The 16,532-nt window shown below is 46.9% G+C and carries 11 protein-coding genes, 1 pseudogene and 2 riboswitches; of the genes and pseudogenes, 5 read left to right on the forward strand and 7 right to left on the reverse strand.

Translation table 11 applies throughout. The annotated features are described in order from the left end of the window. Window positions 1–169 precede the first annotated feature (169 nt). The 3 genes from ABVF09_RS08690 to ABVF09_RS08700 all read left to right on the forward strand — a co-directional run bounded on the left by ABVF09_RS08690 (window position 170) and on the right by ABVF09_RS08700 (window position 3,541). Window positions 170–1,195: a zinc-dependent alcohol dehydrogenase family protein gene (locus ABVF09_RS08690; RefSeq protein WP_371069008.1), complete on the forward strand. Its 1,026-nt coding sequence runs from the start codon at window positions 170–172 to the stop codon at window positions 1,193–1,195. 192 nt (window positions 1,196–1,387) lie between these two features. Then, window positions 1,388–1,489: riboswitch (purine riboswitch) on the forward strand. A 123-nt stretch (window positions 1,490–1,612) separates the two neighbouring features. Continuing rightward, a complete protein-coding gene (locus tag ABVF09_RS08695) occupies window positions 1,613–2,206 on the forward strand; it encodes a xanthine phosphoribosyltransferase (protein WP_026572067.1) in 594 nt (197 codons plus the stop codon). Between the two features lie 21 nt (window positions 2,207–2,227). Beyond that, the gene (locus tag ABVF09_RS08700; protein ID WP_026572068.1) at window positions 2,228–3,541 is read left to right on the forward strand and encodes a nucleobase:cation symporter-2 family protein; all 1,314 of its coding nucleotides are present in this window, start codon (window positions 2,228–2,230) and stop codon (window positions 3,539–3,541) included. A gap of 167 nt (window positions 3,542–3,708) precedes the next feature. Here the strand turns inward: ABVF09_RS08700 and ABVF09_RS08705 are convergent, their stop codons facing one another. Further along, complete coding sequence (locus ABVF09_RS08705; RefSeq protein WP_026572069.1) at window positions 3,709–4,260, reverse strand: DJ-1/PfpI family protein; 552 nt, start codon at window positions 4,258–4,260, stop codon at window positions 3,709–3,711. Window positions 4,261–4,421: 161 nt separating this feature from the next. Here ABVF09_RS08705 and ABVF09_RS08710 point away from each other — a divergent pair, with 161 nt between their 5' ends. Both ABVF09_RS08710 and ABVF09_RS08715 read left to right on the forward strand, forming a co-directional pair. Beyond that, window positions 4,422–5,144 (forward strand): 3-ketoacyl-ACP reductase, encoded by a 723-nt coding sequence (locus tag ABVF09_RS08710; RefSeq protein WP_026572070.1) that lies wholly within the window; start codon window positions 4,422–4,424, stop codon window positions 5,142–5,144. Between the two features lie 188 nt (window positions 5,145–5,332). Further along, window positions 5,333–5,734: a hypothetical protein gene (locus tag ABVF09_RS08715; RefSeq protein ID WP_026572071.1), complete on the forward strand. Its 402-nt coding sequence runs from the start codon at window positions 5,333–5,335 to the stop codon at window positions 5,732–5,734. 48 nt (window positions 5,735–5,782) lie between these two features. Here the strand turns inward: ABVF09_RS08715 and ABVF09_RS08720 are convergent, their stop codons facing one another. From ABVF09_RS08720 to ABVF09_RS08745, 6 genes and pseudogenes are all read right to left on the reverse strand, one after another. Next, complete coding sequence (locus ABVF09_RS08720; protein ID WP_371069095.1) at window positions 5,783–7,963, reverse strand: NTTRR-F1 domain; 2,181 nt, start codon at window positions 7,961–7,963, stop codon at window positions 5,783–5,785. Between the two features lie 417 nt (window positions 7,964–8,380). Beyond that, window positions 8,381–9,784: an LLM class flavin-dependent oxidoreductase gene (locus ABVF09_RS08725; protein WP_371069009.1), complete on the reverse strand. Its 1,404-nt coding sequence runs from the start codon at window positions 9,782–9,784 to the stop codon at window positions 8,381–8,383. 39 nt (window positions 9,785–9,823) lie between these two features. Beyond that, entirely contained in the window at window positions 9,824–11,323 is a 1,500-nt protein-coding gene (locus ABVF09_RS08730; protein WP_371069010.1) for a sodium:solute symporter family transporter, read from the reverse strand. A gap of 182 nt (window positions 11,324–11,505) precedes the next feature. Further along, window positions 11,506–11,657: riboswitch (SAM riboswitch) on the reverse strand. 191 nt (window positions 11,658–11,848) lie between these two features. Then, window positions 11,849–13,662: pseudogene (gene pepF, locus ABVF09_RS08735) on the reverse strand (oligoendopeptidase F). 119 nt (window positions 13,663–13,781) lie between these two features. Next, complete coding sequence (locus ABVF09_RS08740; RefSeq protein ID WP_153462936.1) at window positions 13,782–14,405, reverse strand: pyroglutamyl-peptidase I; 624 nt, start codon at window positions 14,403–14,405, stop codon at window positions 13,782–13,784. 21 nt (window positions 14,406–14,426) lie between these two features. Continuing rightward, on the reverse strand, window positions 14,427–16,403 hold the full coding sequence (locus ABVF09_RS08745) for a S9 family peptidase (protein WP_371069011.1): 1,977 nt from the start codon (window positions 16,401–16,403) through the stop codon (window positions 14,427–14,429). Window positions 16,404–16,532 lie beyond the last annotated feature (129 nt).

A 16,532-nucleotide genomic window follows, 5' to 3' on the forward strand; every position in this document is an offset into this window, starting at 1 on the left:
AGCCAAGGCAAAAACCGAACGATGTATCAGAATCGTTCGGTTTTTTGCTAGTGAAATTTGACTCACGTTTCAAATCCCCATCGAGCACGCCAAACACATTGCTTTTCAGAGTGCTCCATTCTTGATAAAAAGGAGGAAGGAAGATATGGAAAATGAAGGAGGCTTTTCAATGACCAATCAGCAAATAAGCGGTAACATGCAGTCCTATCGGCTGAAGCAGGCAGGTTCTCTTGATGAACTTGAAAGGATACAGGAGGAAATACCCCAGGTTCAAAGGGGAGAAGTGCTGGTGAAAGTAAAAGCGACTTCTTTGAATTATCGCGATTTAGCGATGGTCCAAAATGATTATCCGGGTGGGGTCGCAGACAACCTGATTCCGCTATCGGATGGTGCTGGGGAAATCGTGGCAGTCGGTGAAGGTGTCCGCCGCTTCCAGGTAGGAGACAGGGTCGCGGGAAACTTCACAAAAGAATGGTTCGGTGGGAAACGGCCTGGGTACACGGAACCTTATGGCTCGCATAGTGATGGGTGGTTGACGGAATATAAGGTATTGAACCCCGAGCTGCTGGTCTCGGTTCCCGATCATCTTACGTACGAACAGGCGGCGACTCTTCCATGCGCTGCAGTCACGGCATGGTCGGCGCTTCACGGTCCAAGCCCATTAGCTGCCGGTGACACGGTTCTTACGCTGGGAAGCGGAGGGGTGTCCGTTTTTGCCATTCAATTGGCTAAGCTGCTAGGCTTACGTGTTATCGCCACGACTTCCAGCGATAAAAAGGCAGAAAAATTGAAAGAACTCGGAGCAGAAGACGTGATTAACTATCAATCTACTCCTAATTGGGGAGAAGTGGTCAAGGAACGGACGGGAGGTGTCCAACGGGTCGTCGAAGTAGGCGGTCCGGCTACGATTAAACAATCCCTGCAGGCTGTGGCAAATGGAGAAGAAGTGGCCATGATCGGCGTTCTGACGAAGGAAGGTGACAAGCTTGATTACTTCGATATTTTTGGCAGGGCATCTACCAGGACCATTGGGGTAGGCAGCCGGGAAGATTTCGAAAACATGAACAAGCTGATTGCAGATAAGAAGATGACTCCAGTCATCGACAGCGTGTTTTCATTTGATCAAGCAAGAGAAGCATTTGACTATTTAGCCAGTCAGAAGTTTTTCGGGAAAATCGTGATTCGTCACGACTAGAAAATAACCATTAGAGGGTCCTTTTCGGCTCGCCAGTAATCCATGAAAGCGCAGGGTATCCTGATAGACCAGGTTTGGACGACGTTATGTCAGTACCAGCCATATGTCCAAAAAGCGTCCTTTTAGAAAATTGCCATTAAAAAAACATTTGCATATCTGACAAAATTCGTTATAATTCAATGTATCGAAAAATATATACGTACTGATGAAACTCGTATAATAGCAGGGATATGGCCTGCAAGTTTCTACCGGGTAACCGTAAATTGCCTGACTACGAGTAAGCCGAACAGTTCATTTAGCGTATAGCGTCCTTTCAGTCTAGGACGTTTATGTGTTTTTTATTGTGAAAGCAGCTTACTCTGGTAAGCTGCTTTTTTTAGTGGCATTTTTATAAAGATGAAGGGAGCGGAAACAGCTATGAGACTATTAAAAGAGAAAATCAAGACAGACGGCATTGTGTTGAATGAGAACGTTCTGAAAGTGGACTCTTTTATCAATCATCAAATGGATCCTAAGCTGATGAAGGAAATTGGGGAGGAATTTGCCCGTCTTTTTAAAGAGGAGGAAATCACCAAAGTATTGACCATCGAATCATCAGGAATTGCGCCGGCCATCATGACAGGTCTGGAGCTTGAAGTTCCGGTGATTTTCGCCAGGAAAAGAAAGTCACTGACATTGACCAGTGATGTGTACACAGCGAAAGTGTACTCTTTCACGAAGCAGGAAACCAATGAAATTACCGTATCCCATAAGTATATTGAAGAAGGAGACAATGTCCTGATCGTTGATGACTTTCTCGCCAACGGACAAGCTGCAATTGGGTTGGCGAAGTTGGTCGAGCAAGCGGGAGCGAATGTTTCCGGGATTGGCATTTTGATTGAAAAGTCCTTTCAGCCAGGTGCGGAAGAAATACGGAAGCAAGGCTATCGTTTAGAGTCTCTTGCCCGGGTCAGATCTCTTGCCGGCAGAGAAGTCCGGTTTGTTGATACAAAAGAAACGGTTTATCAATAATACGAGCGGAGGAGAATACAGATGAACAAAAAGAAACTGCAAACACTATCGATCGGCTTCCAGCATGTATTGGCGATGTACGCAGGAGCTGTTGTCGTTCCGTTGATTGTGGGAGGGGCATTAGCATTAACCTTCGAACAGCTCACCTATTTGATTTCGATTGATTTGCTTGCCTGTGGGATTGCCACCCTTCTGCAAGTTTGGAGAAATAAATTTTTTGGCATCGGCCTGCCCGTTATGCTTGGTTGTACTTTTACCGCCGTCGGGCCGATGATCGCAATAGGCAGTCAGCATGGGATTTCTGCTATTTACGGAGCGATTCTTGTTTCCGGGCTGTTCGTCGTGTTGATTTCGAAGTACTTCAGTAAGTTGGTCCGGTTTTTCCCGCCGGTTGTCACCGGTTCTGTTGTGATGATCATCGGTTTGACACTCATCCCGGTCGCATTCAATGACATGGCAGGTGGTGAAGGTAGCGCGGATTTCGGCAATCCTGCCAATCTGTTGTTAGCATTCGGTGTTCTTGTATTCATTTTATTGTTGAATAAATTTGCGAAAGGATTTCTGCGCACGATTTCGATTCTTATCGGTTTGGTAGCCGGTACGTTTGCAGCCGCTTTGATGGGAATGGTCGATTTTTCAGAGGTTGGGGATGCTTCCTGGTTTCATTCTATCCACCCATTTTACTTTGGTGCCCCGACTTTCAATATTTCAGCCATCCTGACGATGACCTTGGTGGCGATTGTCAGTTTGATCGAATCGACTGGTGTTTATTTGGCGCTTGGCGATATAACCCAGCGCGAAGTCAGCGGAGAGGACCTGGAAAAAGGATACAGGGCGGAAGGACTTGCAATTGTGTTAGGCGGTATCTTCAATGCTTTTCCATATACTGCTTATTCACAGAACGTCGGTCTGGTACAGCTCACAGGTGTCAAAACGAAACAAGCGGTTTTTGCAGCAGGCTCCATATTGGTAGTGCTGGGTTTTCTGCCGAAAATTGCTGCTATTACGACTTTGATTCCGACCTCTGTCCTCGGGGGCGCGTCGCTCGCAATGTTCGGTATGGTGATTGCTTATGGGATAAAGATGTTAAGCCAAGTGGACTTTGAAAGTCAAGGCAACTTATTGACGGTTGCATGTTCCGTCGGAATGGGGCTTGGAGTAACGGCCGTCCCGGAAATCTTCGCCAACCTTCCCGAAAGCATCCGGATTCTGACGGACAGTGGAATCGTAGCCGGAAGTCTGACTGCCATTGTGTTGAATGTCTTGTTTAACGTGATTCCTGTGCGTTCCGAGAAATCGATTCAAAGACAGATAAGAGAAGAACAAGCGTCCTGACCAGGGCGCTTGTTCTTATAAACTTAAACTAATCCGGTTTTTCTTTTTCACATTCCTACTAAGCCGCGACTCGGCAGATGATGTTCCTTGCTACCTTTCCCTTTCGTATAAGAATGGTGGCAAATAATTTGGCAAGATACTATGCTTCATGCAGGAGCGGTTTCAGGTCAGCCATTGATTTGCTTGATGAATTCCTTCATTAAACCAGGCAGGTCTGGCCAGGCATGACCGGAAATAAGATTACCGTCTGTATGAAGATGCTCTTCGATGTAAGTAGACCCTGCTGCTTCTACTTCTGGCTTGCAGGCAACATACGCTGTCATTTCGCGATTTTTTATGTGCTCCCGGACAGTTGTCAGGACGAGGCTGGCATGGCAGACCGCTGCAATCGGTTTGTTTGCTTCAAAGAAATGGCTGACGATTTTCGGCACATGTTCATTCAAACGAATGTGTTCGGGTGCCCGACCGCCAGGAATGATGAGACCGTCATATTGCTGAGGATCGATGTCTGCAAAGGCCTCGTTTGCTTCGATTAAATAGCCGGCTTTCTCGGTGTAGGTTTCCCACCCGACGAAATCGTGGACCACTGTATGCAACGGTTTCGGACTCGTCGCTGCAATGGTTGTTTCAAAGCCTTCCTCCAAACAGCGGAAATATGGATAGTAAATTTCCAATGACTCCACTGCATCACCGGCAAGAATCAAAATTTTCTTTGGCATGTAAACCCCTCCTATTCTTATTACTTAACTACTTTATTCCAGTCTCAGCTTGATAATCCTCCCTGTTTAGAAAAAAACAAGTTCCTAGACGAGATGGCGAACAATGGAACTGTTAAACTATTGAGAGAGAGTAATATCTTTAATAGGAAGGGGAAATGAAAATGGCACAATCATTGCAAGGGAAGGTTGCCTACATAACTGGAGGAGGAAAAGGAATCGGTCGTGCTACTGCTCTTGCTTTGGCAAAAGAAGGGGTAAAGGTTGGCTTGATCGCACGGACCTTGCCTGATTTGAAAGCTGTCGCAGAAGAAATTAACGGAAATGGAGGAGAAGCTGCCTGCGCCTCGGCAGACGTATCGGATTTGGCGCAAGTCGAAGCCGCTGTTGGAGCTCTGAAGGAAAAAGTAGGATCGGCCGATATATTAATCAACAATGCAGGAATCGGAAAATATGCTGGTTTTCTTGACTTTGAACCGGAAGACTGGAAAAGGGTCATCGACGTCAATCTGATGGGAGCTTACTTTGTAACAAGAACGGTGCTGCCGCAGCTGATCGAGAAAAAACGGGGTGACATTATCAATATTTCTTCCACTTCTGGTTTACGGGGCACCCCTGGATCGAGTGCATACAGTGCTTCAAAGTTTGGTCTTCTGGGTATGACAGAGTCACTTGCACAGGAAGTGCGCAGGCACAACATCCGTGTGGCCGCCTTGACGCCCAGTACCGTAGCGACAGAATTGGTTTTCAAAGATAATCTGGATGAAGCGGATCAGGAAAAATATATGCAACCGGAAGATTTGGCAGAATATATGGTTGCGCAGCTGAAGTTGCATCCGAGAATATTCATCAAATCTGCATCGCTGTGGGCGACAAATCCATTTTGATCAGAATGTTAGTTTAGAGGAAGAGAGTCAACTAACCATATTGAAAGATAGTATCAGAAATGTGGTTATGGGACCTGAAGGACGTTGCGTATATTTTATGGTGGATAGGTATTTTGGTCAGCAACAGCTTGATTGTCTTTTATACAGTGTAGTCATTCCCGGAAGAAATCCTCAAAGGAGGGATGAGTTTGGATTATATCATCGCCATATTATTTGGGTTGATTGCATATGGACTGCTATTCAGAGCTTCTAAGCGGGAAAAGAGATTGTTGGGCGGTCTGGGGACAATATTAGGGATCGTTTTCCTCATCGGCAGTCAAATCGTGAAGTGGCAGTCCGGTTTTTTTGAAGGATATAACCAGGAAAGCAGTGAAGCAGTCGGAAGCTGGGTTATCCCTGGATTTATTGTTTTAGGCACCTACTTGTTATTGTTGATTAATTATCGCTGGATCGGATTTGCCTGGGGACAGACCTCTGCAGTGAAGTGGACGCTCATCGTGGCAGACATTGTGTTTAGCCTGTTTTATATTATCGGCGGGTATTGCCTACTGTTTGTATTGGGAGTGCTTTATTTTCCTTTTGCACCATAAAAAATTATATGCAAGCCGCACACATGGGTTCGGCTTGCATATACCTTCTTATCGTTGGTCGCTAATTGTAGCATTACTGTTGCTATCAGACAGCTCGGTTAAAGGATCATATGGCGGTCCGGTTTGAGTACCTGTTAACAGGGCAATATCCACGGCATTTTCAGGGTTTCCCCAAGAGTTTCCGGAGAAAGTAAATACACATCTGTCGACAACAAATCCCCTTGTATTATAGACAATATTGTTGATGATGTATCCCGTCGTTCCTGGATTTAGATAAGCAGGCTGGCGCATGGTATGAAAAATGTTATCTTTTACGAGAAGATTGGTCATATTGTTGGCGTTCGTGATAAAACCGCGATTGGTTATCCAACCTGTAGAAGGTCCTGCTTGAGGAGGACCATAAATGGTATTGTTACTGATTTGATGATTGGTTCCTCCAATTTGAATGAATGGCACTGCATAAGGGGCATTGCTTGTAAAGGTAAATCCGTCAATCGTTATTCCATTCCCGGTTACGATGAAAGGTATAACAGCAGCTTGCAACACGAGCGATGTGTTGGGATAAGCTTGGATGGTGACACCGTTTTTATTAACAGGAATACTTGCAGTAATCGGATACGTGCCCCCTAAAACATGGACCGTTCCTGTCGGTGAAACAGCAGCTATCCCTTGTTGTATCGTTCCATAAGGACTGGCATGTGAGCCGTTTCCACCTACCGCACCAGCTTGAACGTACACTTCAAAAGGACTTGGTGCTATTGTACCAGTAGGTCCTTGCGCTCCCGTAATGCCAGTAGGCCCTTGAGGCCCAGTAGGTCCAGTAGCGCCGGTCGGCCCTGTCGATCCAGTGGCCCCAGTAGCACCTCCAGGCGCGCCCGTAGGCCCAGCAGCCCCGGTAGGTCCAGCAGCGCCAGTGGGTCCAGCAGCCCCCGTTGGCCCGGCAACCCCGGTAGGTCCAGTAGCGCCCGTAGGTCCGGTAACACCCGTAGACCCAGCAGCGCCGGTAGGTCCGATAGCCCCCGTAGGTCCAGCAGCGCCCGTGGGACCAGTAATCCCCGTAGGCCCAGCAGCGCCGGTAGATCCGGTCACCCCCGTCGGTCCAGCAGCACCATTGGGTCCAGTAGCCCCCGTCGGTCCAGCAGCACCATTGGGTCCAGTAGCCCCGGTGGGTCCAGCAACTCCAGTAGGTCCGGCAGCGCCCGTGGGACCAGTAATCCCCGTAGGCCCAACAGCGCCGGTAGATCCGGTAACCCCCGTTGGCCCGGTAGCCCCCGTCGGTCCAGCAGCACCATTGGGTCCAGTAGCCCCGATGGGTCCAGCAACTCCGGTAGGTCCGGTCACCCCCTTGGGCCCGGTAGCCCCCGTCGGTCCAGCAGCACCATTGGGTCCAGTAGCCCCGATGGGCCCAGCAACTCCGGTAGGTCCGGTCACCCCCGTAGGCCCGGTAGCCCCCATCGGTCCAGCAGCGCCCGTGGGACCAGTAATCCCCGTAGGCCCAACAGCGCCGGTAGATCCGGTAACCCCCGTTGGCCCGGTAGCCCCCGTCGGTCCAGCAGCGCCCGTGGGACCAGTAATCCCCGTAGGCCCAACAGCGCCGGTAGATCCGGTCACCCCCGTTGGCCCGGTAGCCCCCGTCGGTCCAGCAGCGCCCGTGGGACCAGTAATCCCCGTAGGCCCAGTAGCTCCGGTGGGTCCAGCAACTCCGGTCGGCCCGGCAGCACCAGTGGGTCCTGTAATGCCCTGCGATCCGGTGGCGTCAGCTGCGAGCAATGCCACATCATCAATGTAAACGTAAGGGGTTATAAGCGAACTGGCCGGTTTACTGATAATGACTTGTACTTGCGAAGTAGTTGGCGGAGATTTATCAGTGGTTTGATAAATCTCTATCCAAGTATCATCAGTAGCAGAAGGGATGCTGTCATAAGTGATGTCCACTTTCAACCCTTCCATCAACACGTTTTCCTGGTCATCCAAAAATAACACTTGGAATCGGATAACCGGGCTTGCTTGTAAGTCACCTTTTGATAGGGAAGCTATTAGTTCATAGCTTTGATTGGGTTCTACTGACAGTGTTTGAGAAAGTGTGGAAAAAGTTGAACTATATGCCATCCTGGCTGCATAGTATCCAGAATGTTTATGGGTAGAAGTGATGCTTACATTTTGAGCCTGCCAATATGATAAATCACCTGATTCAAAGCTTCCATTTACTATTAAGTTATCGATAGAAATAATAACCACCTCCTTTCTTTTGCTTAATTCAATCGTATGCCAAAAAAGGACAGCCTGTTGAGGACGGATGCCTTATAAAAATAACCAAGATGAATTTGATGGAAAAATGGAGAAAAAGTAGCGGAAAAAAAGCGTTTTGGGCAAAACAAAACCGAGCGAATTCGAAACGCTAATCGTGAATTCGTTCGGTTTTTAAATCTTTATTAAAATCCTTTAATATAGTAAAATCTTCAAATCAACTCCCTTTTAAGAGAAGTTCTTCCTATTGCTACGGTAATTACAGGCGCTTTCCTTTAACCAGTTAGTTGAACCCTCCAGTGGATATCGAAACAACTTGTCGGATTGGAAGGAATATTTGCCATTTATCAATAGGACAAAAAGTTTTTTTAGTTATCGGTTCGGTTTTTACATAGGGAATTAGGTTATGTCCTGGCCCTTCTTAACCAGAGAAAGATTCCTGTACTTGCTGCCAGGATGGTCTATAGGAAGGATTGGTCCTTCGGTGAAAAGCTTTTCTCTGAGTGTTCCATCCCTGTACGACTTTTTATAAATCCCGCGTTTTTGCAGGACAGGTACCACTAATTCCACAAAAGCTTCCAAATCTCCAGGTGTTACGAGGTGATTCAAGTTAAAACCATCCACACCGGATTCTTCAAATTGGAATTGGATGGCGTCTGCTACTTCTTCCGGATTTCCGACAATGATAGTAGAACGGTCCAATGTTTCAAAGCGGTCAAGTACTTCCCCTACAGTAAGCTTTTTCGGAGCATCTTTTGTCAGGGTTGCTGCTTTGTAATGCCCACCCTCTGTCTTTTTGGTGTATTCAAACGGCAATGAGCGGTCGATTTCCTCGTATTCTGAGATGTCATAACCGCTGGCACCATATTGTGCTTTGGCAGCATCCGGACTCCAATGACTGGCATATTCTTCGTATTTCCGTTCCGCTTCCTCGGTTGTTTCTCCGACGATGACATTAAGAAAGGATAAAAATTTTATTTTTGAAGTATCCCTTCCGTGTTTTTCTGCCTGTTCTTTAATGTCTTCGCTGTAGTATCGGATCCTTTCCGGGGTCGGACCGCCGACAAAAATACACTCGGCATGCTTTGCGGCGAAGGCACGTCCGCGTACCGATGTGCCTGCCTGGTAAAGGACAGGAGTTCTTTGCGGAGATGGTTCACTAAGGTGCGGGCCTTCAACATTGAAGTAATTACCTTGATGTTTGATTTCGTGGACTTTTTCCGGGTTGATCAAAGTACCTTCTTGCCTGTCTTCAATGAAAGCATCATTTTCCCAGCTTCCTTCCCAAAGTTGATAGGATACATCCAGGTATTCATCGGCGATATCATATCGTTCATCGTGTTTAATCATTTCTTCGAGACCAAAGTTTCTTGCTGCGTTTGGCAGATAGGAAGTCACAATATTCCAGGCAACTCTGCCATTGGTCAAATGGTCCAGAGTGGAAAACCGTCTGGCATTTCCAAAGGGTGGTTCATAGGTGGTGCTGACAGTAATGGCGAATGCCAGGTGCTCGGTCGCTTGGGCCATTGCCGAAACAAGCAGGGCTGGATCATTCACCGGTACTTGTAAACCATCTCGTATCGATGGCGCTTTACTATTACGGTAAACATCGTAGATACCGAGTACATCAGCAAAAAACACCGCATCGAATTTACCTTTCTCCAACAAGCGGGCAAGGTCTACCCAATATTGCAGATCCTTATAGCCGCGATGCCGCTTGCTGTGCGGATGCTTCCAGAGACCATGCGAATTATGCATGGCACTGTTCATTTCGAAGGCATGTAAAATGATTTGTTTGGTCAATGGGAATTCCTCCTGTAACGAATTATTCTGCAGTTCTATTTAAGCACTATGTTTGCCGGCGATGCCCACCTTAGTACCGAATGCTGCCGCCAGATAGCTCGTCGCCAGCATGCTTACAAATCCGAGTGCTGAACTCACGAACAAGGCGATGTATAAATTCGGCAGCAGGTGGAACTGCGTAAAGGACAAATAAGAAAGGGAACCGGTCAAAACGGAGACTATTGCGCCTGTTCGATTTCCTTTATTCCAAAAGTAGCCTAGCAGTACTGGGCCGAATACGCCGCTGATGATGGCCGAGAAACTAAATTGAATGAGCATGGCCAAGGACTCTGGCCGATTTATTGACAAGTAAAGCGAAGCCGCTCCGACAATTATCAACGAGGACTTGGCAATGACAACTGCACGCTGGTCATAGTTGGCAGGAGAAAGGCTGGATTGTTTTTTTTGCACAAGCGGCAGGTAAATGTCATTGCCGATACTGGAGGTTATCGATAGATAAAGGCTGTCTGTGCTCGAAAGTACGGCTGAAATAACGCCGACGATCATAAACGCAACGAGGACTGGTGGAAAAGCCTCGATTAAATAAGCGGGCAATGCTTGATCTGCTTCTGTCAGGCCGGGAACGAGAATCTTTGCTGCAAAACCGCCGAACACGGGCAGGTAAGAGATGAAAAACAAATGAACGCCGCTTGAAATCACAAAAGGCCGCAATTCCTCTTCTGTTTCGATTGCCAAAATTTTATTTAGCAGCTGCGGCATCAATACAAAACTGATCATCAGAAATTGGATGGCCAAAACGGTAGTGACACTGTCGTACGGCCCGTCCGGTGAAAAAGTAGATACAAGCGAAGGGTCGATGGCCGCCAATTGATCAAACATCCGGTTGAACACCTGAAAGCCTCCGCCGATTGTCCAGAACAATGAAACAATGATCAAGACAGAGGTGACAGACATCAATACCCCTTGAAAAGCATCGGTGATAATTTGCGCAAAGGCACCGCCCATCCCTATATAAACGATCGTGATTGCCACACCGGAAACCACTCCCCATTCATAAGGGATGCCGATAATGGTTTCAAAAATCGTTGCCAGGCCAACATTCTGACCGACAATGTAATAGATATTGAACAACAGCAAGATGGACACCAGGATTTGCAATGTTTTGCTGTTATACCTTTTTCCGAGCCATTCCGGCAGCGTGGAAACCCCGCCTTTTTGTTTTTGGTATTTCCAAAATGTCTTAGCGAAAAGAAGCAAACCGAGCCATGCAGTTCCGAAGCTTCCCAAGGTGTACCACAATACCGAGATACCATATTGATAGGCAAGGCCAGGCAGGCCCAAGTACAAATTGGCACTGGCAAAGGTGGCGGCAAAGCTCGCCCCCACAAGCCATGGGCTTACTTTTCCACGGGCTGTGGCAAAGCCCGTCATCGTCTTGCTGTGTCGAGATCCCCGTTTGCCGATATAAGAAACGACAAAAAAGTATCCGACTAAAAGTGCCACAATCAAACCAATTGTCCATGTTGGCAATGTGCTCATTTAGCTGCCTCCTTGTTTTTAGGATAAATAATCGAGCAGACAAGACTGCCAATCACGGCAAACCCTATTGCAGACAATCCATACATTAGAAACATGCTGCTTCCTCCTTTTTGTTTTCATCCATCAAAAAAACCCCTTTCTAAGAGAAAGAGGTTTATCATCTAAACATGCATCAGCCCTTTCTCTTATCTCGCAGTATCGCTACTGCAGGAATTAGCACCGTGCTTTAAGCGGTGAGAACCGCGGCGCAGTTATACGCCCCATTTCACAATGGTATTACAGTCGGTTGCCGGGCTTCATCGGGCCATTTCCCTCCACCTGCTCTTGATAAGAGACAACTTCATTTATTTTGTTTTCACTTTAATTAGGAATTATAGTAACAATGGTTTTGCAAACTGTCAACAGATATTTCAGAATATTTTTTCTTCATACTCTGGACTTGTTCCACTCCCTGGGGTCAGTCCTCCACACAATTAACACTGCGTCACGCTAACACGACAGTGTAGTGGGGGACTGACCCCTTCTTCATTCGTAGCTTTTTTCGAGTTCGTCGATCAGGCTGGCAACATAGGAGACGGCCTGGCGGATGGCATCGGGCTTTTCCATGTCGACACCTGCTTGTTTAATTAGATCGAGTGGTTTCTTGGTACCTCCTGCTTTTAAAACGTCAAGCCAACGGTCGATGGCATGCTGTCCTTCCTCGAAAATGGTTTGTGAAACAGCCGTAGAAACCGTCAATCCTGCCGAATACGTGTAAGAATAAAGACCCATATAGTAATGTGGCTGGCGCATCCAGGTCAAGGTCGCTCCTTCATCAATCTCAACGCTGTCATCCCAAAACTCTGATAATACAGCGGCTTTTTGACCGGATAAAACGTCGGCTGTCAATGGCTCGCCGGATTCTGCAAGCTGATAGACCCTGCGCTGAAAAGCTCCTTCCAGCAGATGGGTGACGAAGTTATGATAATAGGTGCCAAGCAGCTGTAAAATGACCCATCTTCTCATCCGGGTATCATCAGTATTCGATAACAAATGGTTGCCAAGCAGCATTTCGTTCATCGTCGAAGGTGCTTCGATGAAATAGGTAGATGGTCTGGAATTGGTCAGGCGTTGATTTTTGCCAGCCAGATAAAAGTGACCTGCGTGTCCGAGTTCGTGGGCGAGCGTAAAGGCTCCACGCATTTGATTGGTCCAGGTTGTCAATATATAGGGATGAACGCCATATGGACTGGAGCAAAATGCACCGGTCGATTTTCCGATGTTGTCGGCATAGTCGATCCAACGTTCAGATAATGCTGTTTCCATAATGCGGCTATATTCGGGTCCCATCACCTTTAGAGCTTCCAATACGGTTTCGGCCGCCTCTTCATAACTGGTTTCCGGATTGAAATCAGGGTCGAGCGGGGCTTTTAAGTCATGGAAGGCCATTTTCTCCAAACCGAGTACTTGCTGCTTCAACTTGGCAAATCGGCGCATATGCGGAGCCAATTCCTCTAGAAGAATATCCAACTGGTTATGGTACATTTCCTGTGTCACTTGCTGTGGGGCCAGCAGCATATCGGTGACGGAATCATAGTTGCGCAGCCTCGACATCACTACTTCCTGATTGACTTTTGTGGCATAGGTAGCAGCAAACGTGTTTTTATACTGTTTTAACGTTTTGACAAAAGAATCATATGCATTTTTCCTGACCACAGCAGATGGGGAGGCTTCGTAATTGGCTTCATATAGGGCAAAGGAATTCGGTTGATATTCTCCATTATCATTGGGAAAAGGCACAAACTGCATGTCTGACAGCTTGCTCCGATTATAAGTAGTATAAGGAGAACGGAATAAAGAACCCAAAGAAGCTAGAGCCGACTCTGTTTCCGCAGACAGGGTATGCGATTGTTTTTCTTTTAAATCATTTACTATTTGGAGAAAGGAATAAGCTTCGGTTCATCATCGAAATATTGATTGAGTTTCGCTTCCGGAACGGAAATGATTTCGATTTCGACGAAGGAAAGAACCGCGTCGATTTTTGCCAAAACATCGCTTACCTTTGCTGCATTCGCCTGGTTGGTACTGTCGGTACTGTCAGCTGATTGCCTTAAGTTTGCATAAGTGGCAACTCGTATTACCCGTTGCAACAACTTTTCGCGGGCTTCTAAACAGTCTCGGAGTGTTGCAGCATTTTCTCCGATTTTCCCCTGATACTGAGTGACTTCAGGTAAACTTTGCTGGACTGCACGTAATTCCTCTTCCCATTCATCCCTTGAAGCGAATAAATCGGTTAAATCCCAGGTTGCTGCATCAGGGACCTGGTCACGGCTAATACGTTGGTGGTTGGTCATTAACATGTCCTCCTAAAATTGTTGATTAGATCGGTTCAATCGGTTTATTTCTTTTTATCTAGTTTGAGAGCCGGGAACCGCTTTGGCAACTTACTTTCCTTAATATGGGCGACCGACACAATCGTTTAGCTGATTTCCTTTTTCGATGTTTTTGCCAGCTCCTGCAAAATGACCTCCACAGCTGTGTTTAAATCGTTCAACGACCAGGAAGGAAGCTTCGGATTCGCCAGTGCCAGCTCGTGGTGGGCGGGCATATGGATAAATCCTGTTCGGCAATCGATGTCGCTGGTTTCGATATAGTGGCTGGCTGTGTACATGATTTGATTGCAAAGATAAGTACCTGCTGAATTAGAGATGCCGGCGGGAATGCCTGTTTGCTGAAGTGCTTTCACCAGGTTTCTGATTGGCAGAGTGGAGAAATAACCATCAGGGCCGTTGTCGGCTATTTTTTTGTCCTGATAGCTGTTCCCGACATTATCCGGTTCTCCGTCCATGCAGTTGATGGCGACCCGTTCCGGTGTAATCTGGTTGCGGCCGGCAGCCAAACCGAGGGAAACAATCATATCTGGCTGCAATTGGTCTACTTGGGTGATCAATTGTTTTGAAGCATTTTGAAAATCAACGGGCAATATATGACCGATTATCTCCATGCCTAAAAGTGTTTTCCCTGCGAACTTTCTGGTTACAAGCTCGGTTGGATTTTCACTCATCCCCAAAAACGGTTCAAAACCTGTTAGTAATATCTTCATGAATAAAACCTCTTCTCCTAATTATAGATAGTGATCAAACCAATCCGTGATTTCGTTAAGGCGGCGAATACGCAGGGAAGGATCCCCGCTGCGGGATAATTCATGGTTAGAACCCGGGAATCGCACAAATTTTGTCGTTTTGTTTTGGTGTTTAAGAGCGACGTATAGCTGTTCGCCTTGTTCGATGGGACAGCGATAATCTTTTTCATTATGCAAAATCAGCAGCGGTGTCTCAATATCCTTTACATAGCGAAGAGGAGAATGTTTCCACATGCGGTCCGGATCTTCGAGTAAATTGGTTTTTAGCTCCCAATCAGTAAAAAAGTACCCAATATCACTGACTCCATAGAAGCTGATCCAATTACTGATGGAACGCTGTGTAACAGCAGCTTTGAAACGATTTGTATGTCCGACGGCCCAGTTCGTCATAAATCCGCCATAGCTCCCCCCAGTGATTCCTATACGGTTTTCATCGATCCATTTATAATGGGATGTTGCATAATCTACAGCATCGAGAATGTCCTGGTAGTCTTTTCCTCCATAATCCCCGCGCACCGCATCGACAAAGTTCTGACCATAGCCATGACTGCCGCGGGGATTGATGAACAAAATGCCGTATCCGGCTGCGGCAAGTACTTGGAATTCATGCATGAAGGCATTGCTGTACATGGCATGCGGACCACCGTGTACTTCCACGATAAGTGGGTGCTTTTTTTCCTTTGTAAAACCAACAGGCTTCATCATCCAACCATGCAACATTTGACCGTCTGAAGCTTGAAGGTGAATCTCTTCAGCTGGAGAAAGCGTTCGATCATCAAGCCACTTGTTGACGGTTGTCAGCCGCTTTTCATCGCCACCTGATTTTGGAACAAAATAAAGGTCGCCCGGTGTCATTTGATCGCTGACAGCGATGACGGCATTTCCTTTATTGTCCAATTGAAAAGCATAAATTTGCCTGCGTCCACTGGTAACTGTGGATACTTGTTTTTCCATGTTTACTTGGTAGACAGAGGTGTTTCCATTTTGGCTGGCCAAAAAGTATAGTCGATCCTGCTGCTTGTCCCATAGGGCGCCCTTCCCTGTGGTGCCCGTTCCCATATCATTGATGGCGACATCGGATGCCTGCACATCCCAATCGTCTGTCAGACAAGTAAGCTGCTTGCTGTTCCGGTCCAATACCCAGACCCTGGTAAGTGTTGCTCCAGCATAGGTCAAATCGTGTCCTAATACAGACAGCTTGTTTCCGTCAGGGGCGTAATTCGGCTGAATGAACATACCAGTGCCATTTGTAAGTCTGGTTAAGTTCCCATTCTTCAGGTCATACTCAAAAATGTCCGAAACGAAGGAACGATCTGGATCGTCTGTACGATTGGCACTGAAAGCAATCCGGCTACCGTCAGGAGAAAAGCTTCCAAACTGGTGGTCGAATTTTCCGCTGGTAAGCTGCACGGCTTTCTCGTCTCTGAGATCCCATAGGACCAGTTGTTGAGAGGTATCACGTAAAAGTCCGGCATCATCCGATTTATATTTGAGGCGTGTAGTAGCGTAAGCTCCTTTGCTGTCCTCCTCGTTATCTTTTACATCGGCTTCCTCTTCCACGCTGTCCTGGTCGGAAAGGGGAACCTTGAGCAGCAGTTTATGTCCATCTGGTGAAAAGACGGGCTGTGAGGCACCGTGTTTGAAATTAGTGAGCTGTTCAGCTTCCCCACCCCTGAATGAAATTTTCCAAACCTGTTGTTTGCCGGATCGGTTCGAAGTGAAAACAATTGTTTGTCCGTCGGGGGACCAGCGTGGTTGGTAGTCCATGCTATCCCCATGAGTAAATGGAATGGTTTCGTTTGTCGTTAAGTTGACGATATATAAATTTGACTGGTATTTTTTCTCTTCGCTAATCGTTCGGATTGCATAAACGACCCAGTTTCCGTTAGGAGAAAGCTGGGGATCAGAAAGAAAGGAAAATTTTAATAAATCATCCGCAGTGATTGCTTTTGTCCTCATTTGTTTACCATCCTCTTTTTAAAAGTTTCTGCTTGTCGCTGTCTGTCGTACCAACATCCACGTGGCCCTAAGACCAACCCACTCGTTGACAAAGATCGTCAGCCATTATTACTTTATCCGGGAACCGTG

This window comes from Sediminibacillus sp. JSM 1682029 (assembly GCF_041366435.1).
In the GTDB taxonomy this organism is placed as follows: Bacteria; Bacillota; Bacilli; order Bacillales; family Amphibacillaceae; genus Sediminibacillus; species Sediminibacillus terrae.